This is a genomic window from Nocardia sp. NPDC003979 (genome assembly GCF_053605015.1).
This window is the reverse complement of the sequence record NZ_JBSGIJ010000006.1, coordinates 22,765-43,429: the sequence shown is the minus strand read 5'-3', so window position 1 is coordinate 43,429 and position 20,665 is coordinate 22,765. Positions and strand designations below refer to the sequence as shown.

The 20,665-nt window shown below is 68.7% G+C and carries 21 protein-coding genes; 11 read left to right on the top strand and 10 right to left on the bottom strand.

The genetic code is table 11. From position 1 onward, the window contains the following. Positions 1-11 precede the first annotated feature (11 nt). Positions 12-1,049, bottom strand: coding sequence for an LLM class F420-dependent oxidoreductase (locus ACWEVR_RS15085; RefSeq protein ID WP_067640690.1), 1,038 nt, complete (start codon positions 1,047-1,049; stop codon positions 12-14). A gap of 61 nt (positions 1,050-1,110) precedes the next feature. On the opposite strand from ACWEVR_RS15085, the gene ACWEVR_RS15080 reads away from it, so the two are divergent. The 5 genes from ACWEVR_RS15080 (at position 1,111) to ACWEVR_RS15060 (ending at position 5,629) form a co-directional block, all read left to right on the top strand. Continuing rightward, positions 1,111-2,079, top strand: a complete 969-nt coding sequence (locus ACWEVR_RS15080; RefSeq protein ID WP_452467419.1) for a Zn-ribbon domain-containing OB-fold protein — start codon at positions 1,111-1,113, stop codon at positions 2,077-2,079. A gap of 16 nt (positions 2,080-2,095) precedes the next feature. After that, positions 2,096-3,109, top strand: coding sequence for a thiolase domain-containing protein (locus ACWEVR_RS15075; RefSeq protein WP_452467625.1), 1,014 nt, complete (start codon positions 2,096-2,098; stop codon positions 3,107-3,109). Beyond that, positions 3,106-4,275 carry a thiolase domain-containing protein gene (locus tag ACWEVR_RS15070; protein ID WP_452467418.1) on the top strand — a complete coding sequence of 390 codons (1,170 nt, stop codon included), beginning with the start codon at positions 3,106-3,108 and terminating at the stop codon, positions 4,273-4,275. The genes ACWEVR_RS15075 and ACWEVR_RS15070 overlap by 4 nt, the downstream gene beginning before the upstream one ends. Further along, positions 4,272-5,156: a TIGR03619 family F420-dependent LLM class oxidoreductase gene (locus ACWEVR_RS15065; protein ID WP_452467417.1), complete on the top strand. Its 885-nt coding sequence runs from the start codon at positions 4,272-4,274 to the stop codon at positions 5,154-5,156. The genes ACWEVR_RS15070 and ACWEVR_RS15065 overlap by 4 nt, the downstream gene beginning before the upstream one ends. Positions 5,157-5,227: 71 nt before the next feature. Further along, positions 5,228-5,629 (top strand): nuclear transport factor 2 family protein, encoded by a 402-nt coding sequence (locus ACWEVR_RS15060; protein WP_452467416.1) that lies wholly within the window; start codon positions 5,228-5,230, stop codon positions 5,627-5,629. Between the two features lie 58 nt (positions 5,630-5,687). Here ACWEVR_RS15060 and ACWEVR_RS15055 read toward each other — a convergent pair whose 3' ends face one another. Next, positions 5,688-6,968 (bottom strand): cytochrome P450, encoded by a 1,281-nt coding sequence (locus tag ACWEVR_RS15055; protein ID WP_357149037.1) that lies wholly within the window; start codon positions 6,966-6,968, stop codon positions 5,688-5,690. A 132-nt stretch (positions 6,969-7,100) separates the two neighbouring features. On the opposite strand from ACWEVR_RS15055, the gene ACWEVR_RS15050 reads away from it, so the two are divergent. Beyond that, positions 7,101-8,264, top strand: a complete 1,164-nt coding sequence (locus ACWEVR_RS15050) for a steroid 3-ketoacyl-CoA thiolase (RefSeq protein ID WP_452467415.1) — start codon at positions 7,101-7,103, stop codon at positions 8,262-8,264. Between the two features lie 365 nt (positions 8,265-8,629). Beyond that, on the top strand, positions 8,630-9,046 hold the full coding sequence (locus tag ACWEVR_RS15045; protein ID WP_019044759.1) for a helix-turn-helix domain-containing protein: 417 nt from the start codon (positions 8,630-8,632) through the stop codon (positions 9,044-9,046). Positions 9,047-9,117: 71 nt separating this feature from the next. Here ACWEVR_RS15045 and ACWEVR_RS15040 read toward each other — a convergent pair whose 3' ends face one another. From ACWEVR_RS15040 to ACWEVR_RS15020, 5 genes are all read right to left on the bottom strand, one after another. After that, positions 9,118-10,149, bottom strand: coding sequence for a hypothetical protein (locus ACWEVR_RS15040; protein WP_452467414.1), 1,032 nt, complete (start codon positions 10,147-10,149; stop codon positions 9,118-9,120). Further along, positions 10,146-10,661, bottom strand: a complete 516-nt coding sequence (locus ACWEVR_RS15035) for an ImmA/IrrE family metallo-endopeptidase (protein WP_067492264.1) — start codon at positions 10,659-10,661, stop codon at positions 10,146-10,148. The genes ACWEVR_RS15040 and ACWEVR_RS15035 overlap by 4 nt, the downstream gene beginning before the upstream one ends. Positions 10,662-10,672: 11 nt before the next feature. Then, the gene (locus ACWEVR_RS15030; RefSeq protein WP_452467413.1) at positions 10,673-11,845 is read right to left on the bottom strand and encodes a hypothetical protein; all 1,173 of its coding nucleotides are present in this window, start codon (positions 11,843-11,845) and stop codon (positions 10,673-10,675) included. 203 nt (positions 11,846-12,048) lie between these two features. Beyond that, positions 12,049-12,960 carry an SDR family oxidoreductase gene (locus tag ACWEVR_RS15025; RefSeq protein WP_452467412.1) on the bottom strand — a complete coding sequence of 304 codons (912 nt, stop codon included), beginning with the start codon at positions 12,958-12,960 and terminating at the stop codon, positions 12,049-12,051. Between the two features lie 12 nt (positions 12,961-12,972). After that, positions 12,973-13,740, bottom strand: coding sequence for an SDR family oxidoreductase (locus tag ACWEVR_RS15020; protein ID WP_452467411.1), 768 nt, complete (start codon positions 13,738-13,740; stop codon positions 12,973-12,975). A 72-nt stretch (positions 13,741-13,812) separates the two neighbouring features. Here ACWEVR_RS15020 and ACWEVR_RS15015 point away from each other — a divergent pair, with 72 nt between their 5' ends. The 4 genes from ACWEVR_RS15015 to ACWEVR_RS15000 are packed head-to-tail and all read left to right on the top strand — an operon-like array spanning position 13,813 to position 17,310. Beyond that, on the top strand, positions 13,813-14,577 hold the full coding sequence (locus tag ACWEVR_RS15015) for an enoyl-CoA hydratase family protein (protein ID WP_452467410.1): 765 nt from the start codon (positions 13,813-13,815) through the stop codon (positions 14,575-14,577). A gap of 8 nt (positions 14,578-14,585) precedes the next feature. Continuing rightward, complete coding sequence (locus ACWEVR_RS15010; RefSeq protein ID WP_452467409.1) at positions 14,586-15,464, top strand: CoA transferase subunit A; 879 nt, start codon at positions 14,586-14,588, stop codon at positions 15,462-15,464. Beyond that, positions 15,461-16,228 (top strand): CoA-transferase subunit beta, encoded by a 768-nt coding sequence (locus tag ACWEVR_RS15005; protein ID WP_452467408.1) that lies wholly within the window; start codon positions 15,461-15,463, stop codon positions 16,226-16,228. The genes ACWEVR_RS15010 and ACWEVR_RS15005 overlap by 4 nt, the downstream gene beginning before the upstream one ends. Then, complete coding sequence (locus tag ACWEVR_RS15000; RefSeq protein WP_452467407.1) at positions 16,225-17,310, top strand: NAD(P)H-dependent flavin oxidoreductase; 1,086 nt, start codon at positions 16,225-16,227, stop codon at positions 17,308-17,310. Before ACWEVR_RS15005 ends, ACWEVR_RS15000 begins: the two co-directional genes overlap by 4 nt. A gap of 143 nt (positions 17,311-17,453) precedes the next feature. Here the strand turns inward: ACWEVR_RS15000 and ACWEVR_RS14995 are convergent, their stop codons facing one another. The 3 genes from ACWEVR_RS14995 to ACWEVR_RS14985 all read right to left on the bottom strand — a co-directional run bounded on the left by ACWEVR_RS14995 (position 17,454) and on the right by ACWEVR_RS14985 (position 20,645). Continuing rightward, positions 17,454-17,915: a hypothetical protein gene (locus ACWEVR_RS14995; RefSeq protein WP_067640670.1), complete on the bottom strand. Its 462-nt coding sequence runs from the start codon at positions 17,913-17,915 to the stop codon at positions 17,454-17,456. Between the two features lie 40 nt (positions 17,916-17,955). Continuing rightward, positions 17,956-19,926 carry a molybdopterin-containing oxidoreductase family protein gene (locus tag ACWEVR_RS14990; RefSeq protein ID WP_452467406.1) on the bottom strand — a complete coding sequence of 657 codons (1,971 nt, stop codon included), beginning with the start codon at positions 19,924-19,926 and terminating at the stop codon, positions 17,956-17,958. A gap of 77 nt (positions 19,927-20,003) precedes the next feature. Beyond that, positions 20,004-20,645 (bottom strand): Rv0361 family membrane protein, encoded by a 642-nt coding sequence (locus ACWEVR_RS14985; RefSeq protein WP_452467405.1) that lies wholly within the window; start codon positions 20,643-20,645, stop codon positions 20,004-20,006. Positions 20,646-20,665 lie beyond the last annotated feature (20 nt).

Sequence of the window (20,665 nt, the reverse complement as noted above, 5' to 3'; positions counted from 1 at the left end):
TAGAACGTGTTCTACCGCGTAACAAGGGGTTGGAGCCGACGAAGTTGTTCGGCATCGGAAACCGAGATCAGCATCATGGTCACGCCGGCGTCCTCCCATTCCCGCAATCGGGTGCGGACGTGCGCCTCGTCGCCGAAGATCGCGGTGTCGGTGATGAGCTCGTCGGGCACCGCGGCGGCGGCCTCGGCCTTGCGCCCGGCCCGGAACAGCGCCGAGATCTCGTCGACCTCCTTGTCGTAGCCCATCCGCTTGTAGACCTGGGCGTGGAAGTTCAGCTCGGGTGCGCCCATGCCGCCGATGTAGAGCGAGGTGACCCAGCGCATCCGCTCGATCTCGGCGGCCGGATCGTCGGTTACCACCACCTGGGCGCTGGCCGCGATCTCGAAATCCGCACGTGAACGCCGTGCGCCCGGCCGCGCGAAGCCCTCGTCGAGCCACTCGTTGTACATGCCCGCCAGGCGCGGGGCGTAGTAGATCGCGAGCCAGCCGTCGGCGATCTCGGCGGTCTGCGCGATGTTCTTCGGCCCTTCGGCACCGAGCCAGATCGGCAGGTCGGCGCGCAGTGGATGGACGATCGGCTTGAGCGGTTTGCCCAGGCCGGTGGCGCCGGGACCGGTGTAGGGCAGGCCGTAGGCCTGACTGTCGGAGGTCACCGGCGCCTCGCGTGCCAGCACCTTGCGCACGATGTCGACGTACTCGCGGGTGCGCCGCAGCGGCTGGGCGAACGGCTGCCCGTACCAGCCCTCCACCACCTGCGGGCCGGACACGCCGAGCCCGAGGATGGCCCGGCCACCGCTGAGGTGATCCAGCGTGAGCGCGTGCATGGCGGCCGCCGCAGGGGTCCGCGCCGACAGCTGGGCCACCGAGGTGCCCAGCCGTACGCGCTGCGTGGCGGAGCCCCACCAGGCCAGTGGGGTGAAGGCATCAGACCCCCAGGACTCGGCCGCGAACACCGCGTCGAACCCGGCCTCCTCGGCCGCGACGACCATCTCGCCCGCGTTTGTGGGCGGCTGCGCACCCCAGTATCCGAGTTGCAGTCCGAATTTCATGGCCGACGCCCTTTCCGGCGAATCCTTGCGTGCAGAATAAGAACCTGTTCTACTCGATATCGTGACCCAGGGGAATACCGCAGTGGAAGTATTGAGTGCACCCCTTCGGGTGCAGTTCGACTACACCAGATCCGTCGGACCGATCATCGGAGCCTTCCTGACCGGACTGCGTGAACGCCGCATACTCGGCGTGCGCGGCAGTGACGGCCGGGTGCTCGTGCCCGCCCAGGAATACGATCCCGTCACCTCGGCCCCGCTGGCCGAACTGGTGCAGGTGGAGACGACCGGCACGGTGCGATCGTGGACGTGGGTGGCCGAGCCGCTACCCGGTCAGCCGTTCGACCGCCCGTTCGCCTGGGTGCTCGTGCAGCTCGACGGTGCCGACACCAGCATGCTCCACGCCCTCGACGTGACCGAGCCCGCACAGGTGAGCACCGGTATGCGGGTGCGCGTGCGCTGGGCCGAGGAACGCGCAGGCACCATCGCCGACATCGCCTGCTTCGAGCCGGGCGAGGGCGCGACCGCGCCACCCGCCGAGGACGCCGCCGAGCCGGTGACCGTGCTGGTGACGCCTGTCGACATGAGTTACAAGCACACCGCCTCGCCCCAGGAGAGCGTGTACCTGCGCGGTCTCGCCGAGGGCAAGCTGATCGGCGGCCGCTCCGAAGCGGGTGGGGCCGTGTACTTCCCGCCGCGCGGGGCCAACCCGACCGACGGCACCCCCACCGACGACCTGGTCGAACTGCCCGACAAGGGCACGGTCACCACCTTCTGCATCGTGAACGTGCCGTTCCTCGGCCAGCGGATCAAACCGCCCTACGTCGCCGCCTATGTGCTTCTCGACGGTGCCGATATCCCGTTCCTGCACTTGGTCCTCGGGTGCGAGGCGTCCGAGGTGCGCATGGGTATGCGGGTGGAGGCCGTGTGGAAGCCCCGTGAGGAGTGGGGCCACGCGCTGGCCAATATCGACCACTTCCGCCCGACGGGTGAGCCCGATGCCCCGTACGAGTCCTACCAGCACCACCTCTGAGAGAGGCGACGTGACTATTCCCGAAATCGCGGTGGTGGGGTTCGCCCACGCACCGCACGTGCCGGAGACCTTCGGCACCACCAACGGCGTCGAGATGCTCGTGCCGTGCTTCCAGCAGCTCTACGCCGACCTCGGCATCACCAAGTCCGACATCGACTTCTGGTGCTCGGGTTCCTCGGATTACCTTGCCGGGCGCGCTTTCTCGTTCATCTCGGCGGTCGACGCCATCGGCGCGGTGCCGCCGATCAACGAGTCGCACGTGGAGATGGACGCCGCGTGGGCGCTCTACGAAGCGTGGGTGAAGCTGCTCTCCGGACAGGCGCAGACCGCTCTCGTGTACGGCTTCGGCAAGTCGTCGGCCGGCACGCTGCGCCAGGTGCTGACCAGGCAACTCGACCCGTACCTGGTCGGCCCGCTGTGGCCCGATGCCGTTTCGGTCGCGGGCTTGCAGGCGCGCGCCGGCCTCGACGCGGGGCGTTGGACCGAACAGGACATGGCCGCCGTCGCGGGTGGTGACATCGAATCCCTGCTCGCCGCACCGTATGTCGCCGACCCGCTGCGGGCGCACGACATCGCGCCGATCACCGACGGCGCGGCCGCGATCGTGCTCGCCGTCGGCGACCGCGCGCGCGAGCTGTGCGAGCGACCGGCCTGGATCACGGGCATGGCGCACAATATCGACGCTCAGGCCTTCGGTGTCCGCGACCTGACCCGCTCGCCGTCCACCACCCGCGCGGCCGCCGCCGTGACGCGGGGCAACACCGACTTCGACGTGGCCGAACTGCACGCGCCGTTCAGCCATCAGCAGCTGATCCTGGCCGAGGCGATCGGCCTGTCTCCCGACACCACGATCAATCCGTCCGGCGGTGCGCTCGCGGCCAACCCGATGTTCGCGGCGGGTCTCGAGCGGATCGGCAATGCCGCCACGGCCATCATGTCCGGCACCGCGAACCGGACCCTCGCCCATGCGACCAGCGGCCCAGCGCTGCAGCAGAACCTGGTCGCCGTCCTGGAATCCGAGGCATCATGAGCTTCCCCGCAGCGGTGCTCGGCACCGGTCAAACACATCACGTGACAAAACGTGCGGACGTGTCCATGGCGGGCATGTGCCGTGAGGCGATCGATCGCGCGCTCGACGACGCGGGCCTGACCATCGACGAGATCGACGCGGTCGTGGTCGGCAAGGCGCCCGACTTCTTCGAGGGCGTCATGATGCCCGAGCTGTACCTGGCCGAAGCACTCGGCGCCATCGGCAAACCGCTGCTGCGCGTGCACACGGCGGGTTCGGTCGGCGGGTCGACCGGCATCGTCGCCACCAACTTGGTGCAGGCCGGTGTGCACGGCAAGGTGCTCGCGATCGCCTGGGAGAAGCAGTCGGAGTCGAATGCCATGTGGGCGTTGTCGATTCCGGTGCCGTTCACCATGCCAGTCGGCGCGGGCGCGGGCGGCTACTTCGCCCCGCACGTGCGCTCCTACATCCGCCGCTCCAACGCGCCCATGCACATCGGCGCCCAGGTGGCGGTGAAGGACCGTCGCAACGGTGCCAAGAATCCCCTCGCGCACCTGCACCAGCCCGACATCACCCTCGAATCGGTGCTGGCCTCCCAGATGCTCTGGGACCCCATTCGATTCGACGAGACCTGCCCGTCTTCGGACGGCGCCTGCGCGGTAGTGCTCGGCAACGCCGAGGCCGCGGCCGCCGTCGAGGCACAGGGCAAGACCGTCGCCTGGGTGCACGGCACCGCGATGCGCACCGAACCGACCACCTTCTCCGGGCGCGATCAGGTGAATCCGCGGGCCGGTCGCGACGCGGCCGCCGCCCTGTGGGCCGCCGCGGGCATCTCCGATCCGCTCGAGGAGATCGACGTCGCCGAGATCTACGTGCCGTTCTCCTGGTTCGAACCGATGTGGCTGGAGAACCTCGGCTTCGCCGCCGAGGGCGACGGCTGGAAACTCACCGACAAGGGCGAGACCGAGATCGGCGGCCGGTTGCCGGTGAACCCGTCGGGCGGGGTGCTCTCGTCCAACCCGATCGGCGCGTCGGGCCTCATCCGTTTCGCCGAGGCGGCCAAGCAGGTGATGGGCCGGGCGGGCGACTACCAGGTGGCGGGCGCGCGTAAGGCCCTCGGCCATGCCTACGGTGGCGGGTCGCAGTACTTCGCGATGTGGGTCGTGGGAAGCGAGCGCCCCGAATGAAATTCACCCTCGGTGTCGCGCTGAGCCCGCTCGACCAGCTCACCGAGCTGGCCAAGACGGCCGAGGAGTGCGGCTTCACCTCGATCGGCCTGCCCGACTCGCTGTTCTACATGAAGTCCCAGAGCGCCGACTACCCGTACACCCCGGACGGGAGCCGGTTCTGGGGCCCGGAGACACCGTGGGTGGATCCGCTCATCGCCGCCGCGTCCATGTCGGCCGTGACGACGAACCTGCGGTTCTACACCAACGTGCTCAAGCTGGGCTCCCGCAATCCGCTGCTGCTGGCCCGCCAGGTCGGCTCGATCGCCAACATGTCGGGCAACCGCTTCGGCTTCGGCGTCGGAATCGGCTGGGCTCCCGAGGAATTCGAGTGGTGCGGCGTGCCTTACGCCAAGCGTGGCGCCCGGGTGGACGAGATGATCGAGGTCATCAAACTCGTTCTCGACGGCGGCATGGTCGAGTACCACGGCGAGTTCTTCGACTTCGACCCGTTGCAGATGAGCCCCGCTCCCACCGAGCGGGTGCCGTTCTACATCGGCGGCCACACCGGTCCGGCCCTACGCCGCGCGGCCCGCGTGGGCGACGGCTGGACCTCGGCGATGATGAAGTTCGACGAGCTCACCGGGACCATCGCGACCCTGCGCACGCTGCGGGCGGAATACGGCAGGGACACCGAACCCTTCGAGATCCAGGCGGTCTGCATCGATCGCCACGGCCGCAGCGGCTATCAGGACCTGGCCGACGCGGGCGTCACCGACATCATCGTGGTGCCGTGGCTCTTCGACGGTATCGGCTTCGACGGCGAACTCGCCGCCAAGCAGGACTCGCTGCGCCGCTTCGCCGAGAAGTACATCGCCGATCCCATCGTGGCCTCGGCATGAGCGGTCAGCGGCCGGAGGCGGAAGCGGAGCGTGACCACGCAGGCCGCCCGAGCATGCCCCATGGACACAGCGTGAACGCGCGCGATGTTGGACTGGCCTCGCAGGCCGCGGTCCGTGCCAAGGATCGCGCCGCCTGGATCGCGTTGTTCGCCGAGGACGGCATCGTCGAAGATCCCGTCGGCCCGTCGGGTTTCGACCCCGAGGGCGTGGGTCATCGCGGCCACGAGGCGATCGGCGCCTTCTGGGACAAGGCCATCGCCAACACCGACTCGATCGAGTTCCTGTTCGAGGACTCCTTCGCCTGCGGCAACGAGATCGCCTTCACCGGCCTGATCCGCACCACCATGGCCGGCTACCTCATCGACGCCGAGGGCGTGTTCACCTACAAGGTCGACGCCGACGGCAAGATCGCGGCCCTGCGTGCGTTCTGGGAGGTCGACCGGGCGATGGCGACCAGCCGCAAGGCCTCCTGAACGCCGAAAACACAACAGCCCCGGGCCTTTCGGTCCGGGGCTGTTGCGTCTGGCGGCCTCAGTGCGCGACCGGGCAGCCCTTGGTCTTGTAGTCGACCGGGAGCTCCTTGATGCCGTTGAGCCAACCCGAGCGCAGACGCTTGGGGTCGCCGATCTTGGTGATGTCGGGCAGGTGGTCGGCGATGGCGTTGAAGATCAGCTCGATCTCCAGGCGGGCCAGGTTCGCGCCGACACAGAAGTGCGCGCCGGTGCCGCCGAAGGACAGATGCGGGTTCTCCTTGCGCATGATGTCGAACTTCTCCGGGTTCTCGAAGACGTCCTCGTCGAAGTTGGCCGAGCGGTACAGCATCACCAGGCGCTGGCCCTTCTTGATCTGCACGCCGCCGAGTTCGGTGTCCTCGAGCGCGGTGCGCTGGAAGGAGGTGACCGGGGTGGCCCAGCGGATGATCTCGTCGACGGCGCTGGCAGGGCGTTCCTTCTTGAAGAGCTCCCACTGATCGGGGTTCTCCATGAACGCGATCATGCCGTGGCTGATCGCGTTGCGGGTGGTCTCGTTGCCTGCGACCGCGAGCACGATGACGAAGAAGCCGAACTCCTCCGCGCTCAGCGACTCACCGTCGACGTCGGCCTCGATCAGGGTGGTGACCAGGTCGTCGGCCGGACAGGCCTTGCGCGCCTCGGCCATCTGGTACGAGTAGCCGAGCAGCTCCATCGACGCCGCGACGGGGTCGACATCGACATTGTCGGGGTCATCGTAGCCGGTCATGTCGTTGGACCATTCGAAGACCTTCATCCGGTCTTCCTGCGGCACGCCGATGAGTTCGGCGATCGCCTGCAGCGGCAGCTCACAGGCCACCTGGGTGACGAAGTCGCCGCCGCCCGATTCCGCCGCGGCCTTCACGATCTTCTCCGCACGCGAGGACAGCTCGGCGCGCAGGCTGTTCACCGCGCGCGGGGTGAAGCCCTTGGAGATCAGCTTGCGCAGCTTGGTGTGTTCCGGGGCGTCCTTGTTCAGGATGACGAAGCGCTGCAGCTCGATCTGCTCGCGCTTGATGTCGTCGTTGAAGCGCGGGATCGCGGTGTTCTCGTAGGTCGAGAAGACATCGCTGCGGCGCGAGACCTCCTTGACGTCGGCGTGCTTGCTGACCACCCAGAACCCGTCGTCGTGGAAACCGCCCACCTCGGGCGGCTGCGGGTTCCACCAGATCGGCGCCGACCGGCGCAGCTCAGCGAACTCCTCCGCCGGGACACGCTCGGCGTAGATGGCCGGGTCGGTGACGTCGAACCCCTCGGGCAGGTTCGGCAGGGTACCCGTGGCTTCGTTGCGCGGATCTACCACCAGATGTCTCCTTCGACAAACTGAAACACGTTCTACAATCATTCAAGCACAGGGTATGCCACGACGGAAGAACCTCGCGGTTTTGCCCCGCTTACATAAACAGAACACGTTGCAGTTCAGAGGGAGATGCAGATGGGCACACCGGTAATCGTCGAGGCAGTCCGAACCCCGATCGGCAAGCGGCGCGGGCGGCTTTCCGGCCTGCACGCGGCCGAACTGCTCGGCCTGGCCCAGCGCGGACTGCTCGACCGGGCCGATCTCGATCCGGCCGAAGTGGAGCAGGTGATCGGCGGTTGCGTCACCCAGGCCGGCGAGCAGTCCAACAACGTCACCCGCGTCGCGTGGTTGCACGCGGGCCTGCCGTGGCAGACCGGCGCGACGACCATCGACGCCCAGTGCGGTTCGGCACAGCAGGCCAACCACCTCGTCGCGGGGCTGATCGCCACCGGGGCCATCGACATCGGCATGGCGTGCGGCGTGGAGGCGATGAGCCGGGTGCCGCTCGGCGCCAATGTGGGCACCGAGGCAGGACCGCGCAGGCCCGAGTCGTGGTCGATCGATCTGCCCGATCAGTTCGGCGCGGCCGAGCGAATCGCGCGGCGGCGCGGGCTCACTCGCGACGACCTCGACCGATTCGGCCTGCGCTCACAGCAATTGGCCGCCGCCGCCTGGGCCGAAGGCCGTTTCGATCGTGAGGTGCTGCCCGTGGTCGCGCCCGCGCTCGACAGCGAGGGCGCGCCGACCGGCGAAAAGGCCGAGGTGACCCGCGACGAGGGCTTGCGCGCGAGCACGATCGAGGGCCTGGCCAAGCTCAAGCCGGTGGTCACCGACGGCCTGCACACCGCGGGTACCTCGTCGCAGATTTCCGACGGCGCGGCCGCGGTGCTCCTGATGGACGAAACCGTCGCCCGCCGAAAGGGTTTGCGTCCGCGCGCACGGATCCGCACCCAGGTACTCGTCGGCGCCGAACCGGAGTTCCATCTGGACGGACCTGTGCAGGCATGCACGCGACTGCTGGAACGCTCGGGAATGGCGATCGGCGATATCGATCTTTTCGAGATCAACGAAGCATTCGCGGCGGTTGCCCTTTCGTGGGCTTCTGTACATCAGCCGGACATGGAACGGGTAAATGTCAACGGCGGTGCGATCGCAATCGGGCATCCTGTCGGTTCCACCGGTTCTCGTCTGATCACGACCGCATTACACGAGCTCGAACGCACCGGCAAGGGAACCGCGATGGTTCTCATGTGCGCCGGTGGAGCCCTCGCGACCGGCACGATCATCGAACGCCTGTAGACTCGACGTACCGAAACCGGGCGCCCAGGTTGAACATTCATCCCCAGGCGCCCGGAACGTGTCGTACGCCACACGATCCGAGGGGCGAGGGGGATGATGAGACATCAGCAATCTTTGGGCTATCATGGGTCCGAGGTGGAAGACCCCCGCGACGGGCACGAACTCCGGCACCCATCGACTCCACAAGAGTCGTTGACGTGACCCCGCAAACGCGGCCGTCGCGGGCCCTGTACGCAGGTGAGCGTCGGAATCCGCAGAGAAATCCTGAATCAGGCGTAGGTTTTCAGTTACTGAGCCGCTAATATCAATGATACGTATCCGAGATAACGACTGTTAGTACAGTGAAGGGAATTGGGCGGCTCACAATGGCTGATTTCGCGGCGCGGCTGAACAAGCTGTTCGAAACCGTGCATCCCCCGGGGCGCAAGCCGCACACCAACGCAGAGGTTGCGGCTGCGCTGACTGCCTCCGGGCATCCGATCTCCAAGCCGTATCTCTCGCAGCTGCGGTCGGGACAACGAACCAACCCGTCCGACGAGACGGTGGCCGCCCTGGCGAAGTTCTTCAAGGTCAAGCCTGACTACTTCTTCAACGACATCTACGCGGCCAAGATCGACCACGACCTGGAACTGCTTGCGCAGCTGCAGGGTTACGGGCTGCGTCGTCTGTCCAGCAGGGCATTCGACCTCTCGGAAGAATCACAGAATTTGCTCACCTCCATGGCGGAGAAGTTGCGGGCCAGCGAAGGCTTGCCCGAAATTCCTCCGGACGGAACGGAATAGGAACAACCAGGCGGATACGCGAAGAACGGGCCTGAGCCGGTGGAAACACCAGCTCAGGCCCGTTCTTGTTGTCAGCTCGACGCGGCGGCGTTCTGCGGTGCGCCAGCCGTCGCCACCGCCACCTCGTAACGCTTCGCCAGCGCCAGCACCCAGCCGCGGGGGCTCACGCCGGGCGGCGGCGCGATCCAGCGCGCGTCGACGAACAAGTCCCCCAACGGGTTTCGCGCCCACTCGGCCACCACGGCCGCGCGCTCGGGGACGGAGTTCGGCGGCTCACCCGCCGCCGGGATGACGATGCCGCTGCCCGAGAGCAGATACAGCGCGTCCATCACCTGGGCCACGTGATCGGAGGCCTTCAGCTGCGCCGAGGTGGCGTTCTGCTCGGGTGCGACGACCTCCGGGAACCGGCCGACCATCAGCTTGTGCAGCGGGCGGATGCGCCGCAACAGGATTCGGGCCCGCCACCACAGCTCGATGACGATCGACACCGCACCGAGCGAGATCAGCAGGCTCGCGATCTCCCACGCCTGCCAGCCCCACGTCGGCTGACCTGGCGGGGTCGGCTCGGCGCCCTGGAAGGCACGGCCGGCGTTGGCGAAGGCCAGCACGGCCACCAATGCCGTTCCCGCCGTGTAGATCGCGATGCCGCGGCCCAGCGTGGTCCAGTCCAGATTGCGCAGACCGGTGGTGACGATGAAGACCGCGCCGAGCGCGACGACGATCCAGCCGAAGGTGAACGACCAGGCCAGCGTCAGCACGATGGCGAGCGCGCCGATGCCGTAGACGATCATCGCGACCTGGCGCAGGTTGCGTCGCGACACGACCGGCCAGGCGGCGGAGGCGACCACCGACGTGGCGGTGGTGAACAGGATCCACGCCGAATCGACGATGCCCGTGGACAGCCAGCCGCTGTGCAGGCCGCCCGGGAGCAGGTTGTCGACGGCGACGGCGATATCGGGGATGGCGACGGTCGAGGCGAGTGCGACGGCGGCGACCGCGACGACGATGGCCACGCGGGCCGTTGTCGCGGGCTTGACGAGCACGCGCCCCACTCGCGCACCCGCGGCAACCCAGACCAGCAGGGCTGTCAACCAGAGTGTCATCCGAGTGCCTCATCGAATCGAAGGACCGAGACGCCTGCGCCCCGGTTGTTGAAGACGCGCAGTCGTGTCATGAGCATGGCCGCGAAGGTCTCGGCCTCCCACTCGGCCAGGTCGTCGGCTCCGTCCTCGACGATCTGGGCGTGGGCGCGCTGACTGAGCATGTAGGCGATGAGGTCGTCGCTGACCTCGAGTGTCGTCTCGACCGCGGGCGCGCCCTCGTGGTCGAACACGATGTGGCCGAGTTCGTGGGCGAGGGTGTGGTCGCGGCTGGGCAGAGCGTCGGCGAGCACGATGATGTCGCGCTCGGGGTAGAAGCGCCGCTGGCCGCACACGCCGGGGCCCAATTGCGCACTGGTGATCTCGATTTCGCGCTGCCGCTCGAGCGAGACCGCCGCGACCACCTCATCGAGGGTGGTCGCGTCGAAGTCGGCGGCGACCGCGCACACCGCGTCGACGGCGGCGGCGACGCGACGATAGGACCGCGAGGTGGACTGGGTCTTGCTCTTGCTCATCGAAGATCCCCTCACGACCTCGGTCCGAAGAACTCGGCACGCGCCGCGTTCACCCGCGCCTGGGCGGCCGCGGCACCTTGGAAACTCACTGCGCCCGAACCGGTTCCGGCCAGGGCGAGCGCGATCAGGCCGCCGATCACCGACAGCAGTTCGGGTTCGGGCAGACCGCTGTTGTCGCTGGTCGGCCGAACCTCGTGGTTGGGCTTGGCGGCCTGAGCGGGCGCGGCGGCGGCAGGCGGCGCGGGGGCGGCGGCCGGGGGCGCCGGTGCGTCGGCCGGGACCGGTGCTGCCACCGCCACATTCGGCGCGGCGACACCCGGAATCGACGGCGTGCCCGGTGCGGGCGGGATAGCGATCGCGGGCAGCGCGGGCGACGGTGTCGGCGGGGTCTGCAGCAGGAGCAACAGCAGCAGCGGCGAGGCAGAACCGACAGCCGCCGAACCGACGGCGGCCGAACCGGTCGCCGCCGAACCAGCGCCCGCGGAACCGACCGCGGCGGAGCCGACGGCAGCCGAGCCGACGGCCGCGGAGCCGGTACCGGCCAGCGCCGAGCCCGTTCCCGCCGCGGCCGAACCGACGGCGGCCGAACCGGTGCCGAGCACCGCGGCCGCACCGGCCGAACCGGTGCCGAGTACGGCGGCGGCACCGGCGGAACCGGTGCCGAGGATCGCGAAGGCGCCTGCCGAGCCCGTGCCGAGCACGGCGCCGAGGCCCGCGGAGCCGGTGCCGAGGAGCACGCCCAGGCCCGCCGACCCGGTGCCGAGCACCAGCCCGGCGGCGGCCGAGCCCGCGCCGAGGACGGCGGAGCCGGAGGCCGGACCGGCCACTTCCTTGGTCGGGAGTTCGGTGGGGTCCTGGCCGGGGATGCTCAGCGGGGTCCACTCGGTCTCTTCGGCGACTTCCGCACCGGTCCGGGGTGGATCGCCTTGATTCGCCGGTGCCGGGTCGTTGCCGCTACCCGTACCCGGCAGGGTGAGTTCGATCGGCCTGCCGTTGCCCTGGGCGGGGTCCTCGGCCGGTTCACCGCCGCTACCCCCGATGCCGGTGCTCCCGCTGCCGGACGGTTGCGCGGCGGGCGTCGGCGGCTTTTCCGGCGCGGCGAATGCGGCGACGGGCCCCAATAGGGCGCAGCCGGCCAAGACACTCGCAGCGGCAAGAACGCGCAACATGCGACCAACGGCCATGCGCCTGTCATCCCCTTTAAGTAATTCCGCGCAGCATTACCCCCGGTCGCGACACATTCCGGGATCGACGAACAGTAGCCCATAGTAAACCCAGGCGCAGAACCCCGCAGGAGAGCGCAAGAGCCGTCCAGCCCCCTGGACGCCCATGACAAGGCAAAACCGCAGGCCCGGCGGCTTTGCTCAGTGTCCTCTTGCGAAGTTAGCTATGCACCGTAAACCGGCTCCGGTTCGGCACCTTTCTCGATCAGCTGAGCCACCACCGGACCGAGCTCGGCCGGATCCCAGCGCGCACCGCGGTCGACCGCGATGCCGTGCCGCCAGCCCTCGGCCAGCGCGACCTTGCCGCCCTCCACCTCGAACATCCGCCCGGTCACCCCGGCGGACTCGCCGCTGCCGAGCCAGACGACCAGCGGCGAGATGTTCGCCGGGTCCATGGCGTCGAAGCCGGCATCGGGGGCGGCCATGGTGTCGGCGAAGACCGTTTCGGTCATCCGGGTGCGGGCCGCCGGGGCGATGGCGTTGACGGTGACGCCGTAGCGCCCGAACTCCGCCGCGGCGGTGAGCGTGAGGCCCGCGATGCCCGCCTTGGCCGCGCCGTAGTTGCCCTGGCCGACGCTGCCCTGCAGGCCGGCGCCGGAGCTGGTGTTGATGACGCGGGCGTCGACCGCACGCCCGGCCTTGGCCTCACCGCGCCAGTACTCGGCGGCATGCCGCATGGTGGCGAAGTGGCCCTTGAGGTGCACGCGGATCACCGCGTCCCACTCCTCCTCGCTCAGGTTCACCAGCATGCGGTCGCGCACGAAACCGGCATTGTTGACCAGTACGTCGAGTCCACCGAAGGTGTCGACGGCCTGCCGCACGAGCCGACGCGCGCCTTCCCAGTCGGCCACGTCGTCGTAGTTGGCGACCGCCTGCCCACCCGCGGCGACGATCTCGTCGACGACCTGCTGCGCGGGTGTCTCCGAGGTGGGTGCGCCGTCGAGCGCGGTGCCCACATCGTTGACGACGACGCGCGCACCTGCCGCGGCGAAGGCGAGCGCGTGTGCGCGCCCGATCCCGCGACCCGCACCCGTGACGATCACCGTGCGGTCGGCGCAGATCAACTGCTGGTCCATCGAAACTCCTAGTTATCCGTGGTTCGTATTCGCGGCATCGAGAAAGGCGGGCCGCTCCCCCGCGCCGTGCACCAGCAGGCTCGCGCCGCTGACGTAGGCGGCCAGCGGGGAGGCGAGGAAGAGGGCGGCATTGCCGACGTCGGCGGGGGCGGCGAGGCGGCCGAGCGGGATGGTCGCGCCGACGGCGGCGACACCGTCGGCGTCGCCGTAGTGCAGGTGGCTCAGTTCGGTCTCCACCGGTCCGACCACCACGGAATTGAGGCGGACTTTCGGCGCCCATTCCACCGCCAGAGAGGTGGTGAGGTTGTCCAGTCCGGCCTTGGCCGCGCCGTAGGCGGCGGTACCGGGTGAGGGCCGGTGCCCGCTGACGCTCGAGACCATCACGATCGAACCGCCCGAATCCTGTTTCTGCATCACGGCATTCGCCTGCTGCGCGATGACGAGGGGGGCGAGCAGATTCAGCTCGATGATCTTGGTGTGGAAGCGCGGGCTCGCCGCGTCGGCCAGGGCGAAGGGCGCCCCGCCCGCGTTGTTGACGACGTGGTCGAGTCGCCCGTGCGCGGCGAGGATCTCGTCGAACATGGCGGCGACCGCGCTGTCGTCGCGGACATCGCAGGAGTAGTGCTCGGTGCCGTCGATCGGGGTGTCGGCGGGCCTGCGCGCGCAGGTGAGCACTGTCGCGCCCGCCGCGAGGAAGGCGCGGGTGATGCCCGCGCCCACGCCGCGCACTCCGCCGGTCACCAGAACGATCTGGCCGGAAAGGTCGATTTCTATCGCCACCGTGTTAACCTACCAAGCAATTGCTTGCTTTGTCTCGGGTTCGCCCGGGCACGCACCGATAGGACAGTTGCCATGGGAATCGACCGGCATACCGAAACCGAGGGGGTGGAGGTCGTCACGGTCGACTATCCGCCGGTCAACGCGCTGCCGTCGGACGGCTGGTTCGCGCTCGCCGACGCCGTGCGCGCCGCCGGACGCGATCCCGGCACCCGCGTGGTGGTGCTGCGCGCGGAGGGTCGCGGCTTCAACGCGGGCGTCGACATCAAGGAGATGAACGCCGACTCCGGGCACACCGCCCTGATCCGCGCGAATCACGGATGTTTCGACGCCTTCGCCGCCGTGTACGACTGCGAGGTTCCGGTGGTCACCGCCGTCAACGGGTTCTGCCTCGGCGGCGGGATCGGCCTGGTCGGTAACTCCGACGTCATCGTGGCTTCCGACGACGCCACCTTCGGCCTGCCCGAGGTGGACCGCGGTGCGCTCGGCGCCGCGACCCACCTGTCGCGACTGGTCCCCCAGCATCTGATGCGGACCATGTTCTACACCGCGGGCACGCTCACCGCCCAGCAGCTGCACCACTACGGGTCGGTGTACAAGGTGGTGCCGCGCGCCGAACTCGACGCCGCGGCCATGGAGGTCGCGAAGAACATCGCGAACAAGGACGGCCGGGTGATCCGGGCCGCGAAGCGGGCGCTCAACGGCATCGACGTGCAGGACGTGCACCGCTCCTATCGCTACGAGCAGGGCTTCACGATGGAGCTCAACCTGGCCGGGGTGGCCGACGAGATCAGAGCGCGTTTCGACGACGACCTCGCCGCGCAGAAAAAGGGGAAGTAGGAAAAGCTATGCGCGACAAGAGAATGACACTCGACGAGGTGGTCGGCGAGCTGCGCAGCGGCATGACGATCGGCCTCGGCGGCTGGGGATCGCGGCGTAAGCCGATGGCGCTGGTGCGTGCGCTGCTTCGCTCCACGGTCACCGACCTGACGGTGGTGACCTACGGCGGGCCGGACCTCGGTCTGCTGTGTTCGGCGGGCAAGGTGCGCAAGGCCTACTACGGCTTCGTCTCCCTCGACTCGGCACCGTTCTACGACCCGTGGTTCGCCAAGGCGCGCACCGAGGGTGCGATCACGGTGCGCGAGATGGACGAGGGCATGGTGAAGTGCGGGTTGCAGGCCGCCGCCGCCCGGTTGCCGTTCCTGCCGATCCGGGCCGGGCTCGGTTCGGCGGTGCCGGACTTCTGGGAGGGCGAGCTGAAGACCGTCGTCTCGCCGTACCCGCATGCCGACGGCCGGACCGAGACGCTGATCGCCATGCCCGCACTGGATCTCGATGCGGCGCTCGTGCATCTGGACCTGGGCGACAAGCACGGCAACGCCGCCTACACCGGTGTCGATCCGTACTTCGACGACCTCTACTGCCTGGCGGCCGAGCGGCGCTACGTCTCGGTGGACCGCCTCGTCGACACCGACGAACTGGTGAAAGTCGTTCCGTCGCAAGCACTGATCCTCAACCGGATGATGGTCGACGGCGTCGTCGAGTCGCCCGGTGGCGCGCACTTCACCTTCTCGGGCAGTTACGGACGCGACGAGAAGTTCCAGAAGCACTACGTGGCGGCCGCGCAGTCGCCGGAGTCGTGGGCCGAGTTCAGGGCGCGCTATCTCGACGTGAACGAAGACGAATACCAGTCCGCCGTCAAGGCTTTCGCGGAGGAGCAGCGATGAACGCAGTACCGGCGACCGGTCGGATCACGCGCGCGGAGGTGTGCGTCGTCGCGGCGGCGGAGATCTTCCGTGGCGCGGGCGAGATCATGGCCAGCCCGATGTCGACGATCACCACCATCGGGGCGCGACTGGCCAGGCTCACTTTCGAACCCGACCTGCTGCTGTCCGACGGTGAGGCACTGTTCTTCGCCGAGGTGCCGGCGATCGGCGCGAAAGCCCCGGTGGAGGGCTGGATCCCGTTCTCCAAGGTGTTCGACGTGGTGGCCTCGGGCAGGCGGCACGTGGTGATGGGCGCCAATCAGCTCGACCGCTTCGGCAACCAGAACCTCTCGGCGTTCGGCCCGTTGCAGCAGCCGCGCAGGCAGATGTTCGGTGTACGCGGGGCACCCGGCAATACGATCAACCACGCCACCAGCTACTTCGTGCCCAAGCACAACACGCGGGTGTTCTGCGAGCAGGTCGATATCGTGAGCGGCGTCGGCTACGACAAGATCGACCCGGCCGACCCCGCCTTCCGGTTCCATCACCTGCACCGGGTGGTGTCCAACCTCGGCGTCTTCGATTTCGGCGGCCCCGAACACACGATGCGCGCGCTGTCGCTGCACCCGGGTGTGACGGCCGAGGAGGTCGCCGAGAACACCTCCTTCGAGATCGCCGGTCTGGCCGACGCGGGCGAAACCAGGCTGCCCACCGGGGAGGAGTTGCGGCTCATCCGGACCGTCCTCGACCCCAAGGGATTCCGCGAGAAGGAAGTGACCGCATGAGCGCCCGCCTGCGTACCCCGCTGACCGAGCTGGTCGGCATCGAGCATCCCGTCGTGCAGACGGGAATGGGCTGGGTGGCCGGGCCGCGGCTGGTCGCCGCGACCGCGAACGCGGGCGGGCTCGGCATTCTCGCCTCGGCCACGATGACGTTCGAGGAGCTGGAAGCGGCTGTCGCCAAGACGAAGTCGCTCACCGACAAGCCGTTCGGGGTGAACATCCGCGCCGACGCCACCGACGCGCCCGAGCGCATCGAACTGCTCATCCGTGAGCAGGTGCGGGTCGCCTCGTTCGCGCTGGCTCCGAAGAAGGAACTGATCGCCCGGCTCAAAGACGCGGGCGTGGTGGTGATTCCGTCGATCGGTGCCGCCAAGCACGCGGTGAAGGTGGCCTCCTGGGGCGCGGACGCGGTGATCGTGCAGGGCGGTGAGGGCGGCGGGCACACCGGACCGGTGGCCACCACGCTGCTACTGCCCTCGGTGCTCGATGCCGTCGACATCCCGGTCGTCGCGGCGGGCGGTTTCTTCGACGGGCGCGGCCTCGCGGCGGCACTGTCCTACGGTGCCGCCGGGGTGGCCATGGGGACCCGCTTCCTGCTCACCCAGGAGAGCACTGTCCCCGACGCCGTGAAGCAGGAGTACCTGGCGCGCGGACTGGGCGACACCGTGGTTTCGGTGAAGGTCGACGGCATGCCGCACCGCATGCTCAACACCGAACTCGTGGAGCGCCTGGAACATTCGGGCGGCTGGCGCGGACTGTCGGCGGCCGTCGGCAACGCCGCCAAGTTCAAGAGCATGACCGGGATGAAGTGGTCGACGCTGATGCGCGACGGGCTCGCCATGCGAAAGACCAAGGACCTCAGCTGGTCGCAGGTCGTGATGGCCGCCAACTCGGCGATGCTGACCAAGGCCGGTCTCGTCGAGGGCCGTACCGATGCGGGTGTGCTGCCCGCCGGCCAGGTCACCGGAATCATCGACAGCCTGCCGACGGTGGCCGAGCTGATCGACGGCATCGTCACCGACGCGCTCACGCGCATCGCGGCCGTCGGCACGCTGGTCGACACACCGGTCACCGAGCAGAGCTGACCAGGACCCATCCCGGCGAGCCCCCCACAGCGGTGCGCCGGGATGCCGCCCGACGGGTCTGAGCCTCCCGTCGAAAGGGCGAACAGGACACCGAACCGGATGCGGTACTCACAAGGCGCGCATCCGGTTCGGTGTTCTCCCACTCAGAATTCGGAGACCGCGAACTCCCCGGTGCTCGGCAGATGCGCCAGTGGTGTGGTGCGGATGGTCGCTTCGATCCGCCCGGCGCCCGTCGCGAGCGTCAGGCCGACCTCGGGGCCCGGCTGCCCGCTCGGACCGCCTGCCACGACAGTCGCCGCCGAACCGCCCGCACCGGTGTCGAGATTGCGCCACTCGACCGTCGTCGTCACCGTGCAGCCGCTCTGATGTGAACCCGGTGTCGCGCTCCAGAACGTGCCGCGCAGCCGCATTTCCGCCTCACCGGACCTGGTGATGCCCTGGCCGGACAGTGCCGTCGCGTCGATCTGACCGGCGCAGGTCCAGCCGGTGGCGAGGGTGTAGGTGGGTTTGAACGGAGTCATTGCCGAGGCGGGGGTCGTCGCGCCGAGGAGGAGTCCTGCGGTTGCCGCCGCGACGAGCGTCGCGCGGCCGGTGTACTTCCACATCACTGCGTGCCTTTCGTTCGGTGATCGCGTGCGGTTCGTATCAGCGGGGTACCACCTCCACCCGGTTGTCGTGGAAGACCGCGCCGCCACCGAAGTCGGCGTCGCGTTCCGCGATCGTGGCGTTGACGGTCGCGCCGCCGGAATCCTTTGCCCAGCGTCCCTTCGTGGTACCCGCTACGCCGGGTCTGACACGGTCGGATACCTCGGCGATCGCCTCGAAGGAACCGCGAGCGTTGACGACCGACACCGGGGCACCGTCGGCGATTCCGCGCGCGGCGGCATCATCGGGATGGAGCGTGATGCGGCTTTCGCCTGCGCGGCGGCGCAATTCGGGGTTGGCACCGAAGGTGGTGTTCAGGAAGTAGTGCGAGGCCGCGGAAATCAGCACGAGCCCGTCGCCGGGGTCGGCGGGTGGGGTGTAGGTGGGTAGCGGGTCGTGACCCGCGAATTGCGCTCGTGGAGAGACGAACTGGAGTTTTCCCGCGGGGACGGGCCCCGGGTGCACCTTCAAGAAGCCGTCGGCGCGCAACCGGTCAAGATCGTGACCCTTCAGCAGCTGACGGGCCAGTTCCTCGTCCGATTCGTACAGCGCCGGTTCGGTGAGTCCGAGGCGACGGGACAATCGGCGGAAGGTCTCTGTGGTGGACAGGCATTCGCCCGGCGGCTCGACGGCGGGCTCGTTCCACACCAGGTACAGGTGGCCGTAGCCCGCGATCACGTCGAGGTGCTCGGGTTGCATGGTCGAGGGAAGCACGATGTCGGCGTAATCGACCGTGTCGGTGGCGAAATGCTCCAGCACCACGGTGAACAGGTCTTCGCGTGAGAGGCCTTCGATCACCCGGCGCTGATCCGGATTGGAGCCGACCGGATTCGCGCCGATCACGAACAGCGCCTGCACCGGCGGGTCGTCGACGTCGAGCAAGGCCGCACCGAGCCTGGTCATCGACAAGGTGCGCACCGGGTGCGGCAGCAGATCGTCGCGCACCAGGGCGGGCAGGTCGAGTTCGAAGTGCCCGCTCGTCGAATAGTGCAGGCCGCCTCCGGGAATCGCCCAGTCACCGGTGACGCCGGGCAGGCAGCCGAGCACCCGCAGCGCCATCCCGCCACCGGCGTGGCGCTGCATGCCCTGGGAGGCGCGGATCGCGGTCGGCCTGGTACCCGCGATCCGTTCACCGAGCGCGACGATCTGTTCGCGCTCGAGGCCGGTGATCGCGGCCACCCGCTCCGGGGTGAATTCCATGATGCGCTCACGGAATTCGGGCCAGCCCTCGGTGTGCTCGGCGATGAACTCCGTGTCCTCGGCCCCCAGCGAGACCACCACGTGCAGCAGGCCGAGCGCCAGGGCGGCATCGGTGCCGGGCAGGGGTGCGAGGTGTTCGTCGCAGCATTCGGCGGTCTTGGTGCGCACCGGGTCGATCGCGACCAGGTGGGCGCCGCTGTCCTGCACGAACTTCCACAGGTGATGACCGGAGGTGAGCGGGTTGGTGCCCCACAGCAGGATCAGCTTCGATTTCGCGAAGTCCTCCGGGTCCATGCCGCCGGAGGTGCCGAGGGTGTAGTTCAGCCCCGCGCTGCCCGCGACCGAGCAGATGGTCGCCGCATGGTGGGAGGCGCCGAGCACGTTGAACATGCGGCGGCCGGGATACCCCTCGAGGCCCTGGAGGTAGCCGAGGCTGCCGGTGCCGTGGAAGGGCCAGATCGCCTCGGCGCCGTATTCGTCGATGATGCCGGTGAGCCGGGTGGCGATCTCGTCGAGCGCTTCGTCCCAGCTGATCCGCTCGAACCGCCCGGAACCCTTGGGACCCGTCCGGCGCAGCGGATACCTGAGCCGGTCCGGCGAGCCGACCTGCTCCAGGTAACGGTTCACCTTCACGCACAGCGCACCGCGCGTGACCGGGTGTTCCTTGTTGCCGCGCAGGCCGGTCGCGACACCGTCCTCGACCGTCACCACCCACGAGCAGGCATCGGGACAATCGAGTGGGCACGCGCCGAGCACCTTCACCGTTCCCATCGTAGGCCCGGTGCCCGACGCCCTCGGAGCAGGAGAGGCGGCGACCGGGTCGGCCCGATGGGACCGACCCGTCGCACTCACTCCGTTTCGATGGTCGGGTTGAGGATTCCGCACACCCGCCAGCCGCCGTCCTCCTCGACCAGCTTGTACGTCGCGGTCGAAGTCGTGCTCTGGCCGAGAATGGTCATACTCATCGCCGTGGTGAACGTCCCGGACTTGCTGCCGGAGGCGACGTCCACGCTCTTCAGCGTCGTCGTCACGCTCGGTGCCCCGCCGCCCGACGGTGCCTTGGTCGGCGTTGCCTGGTTCTCGTACTTCGCGATCTCGTCGCGATCGGAGGCGCACACCAGGTCTTCGAGTTCGCCCTCCTTGTCGACCCAGGCCTGCGCCGCCGCGCGCGGGGTGTCGTAACCACCGCCACCGAGGGAACCGCCACCACCGCCGAACATGTAGATCGCGCCGACCGCGATCGCGACCAGCACGACCAGACCGCCGAGGATGAGAACGATCTTGCCGCCGCCGCCCGACTGGCGCGGCGGCTGCCCGTAACCACCGGGCGCGCCGTACGGCTGCCCCTGCGGGTACGGCTGCCCCTGCGGGTAGGGCTGTCCCTGCGGGTAAGGCTGACCCTGTGGGTAGGGCTGGCCCGGCATCGGCTGACCTTGCGGGTAGGGCTGACCCGGCATCGGCTGGCCCGGATACGGCTGACCAGGTTGCATCGGCTGACCTGGCCGACCTT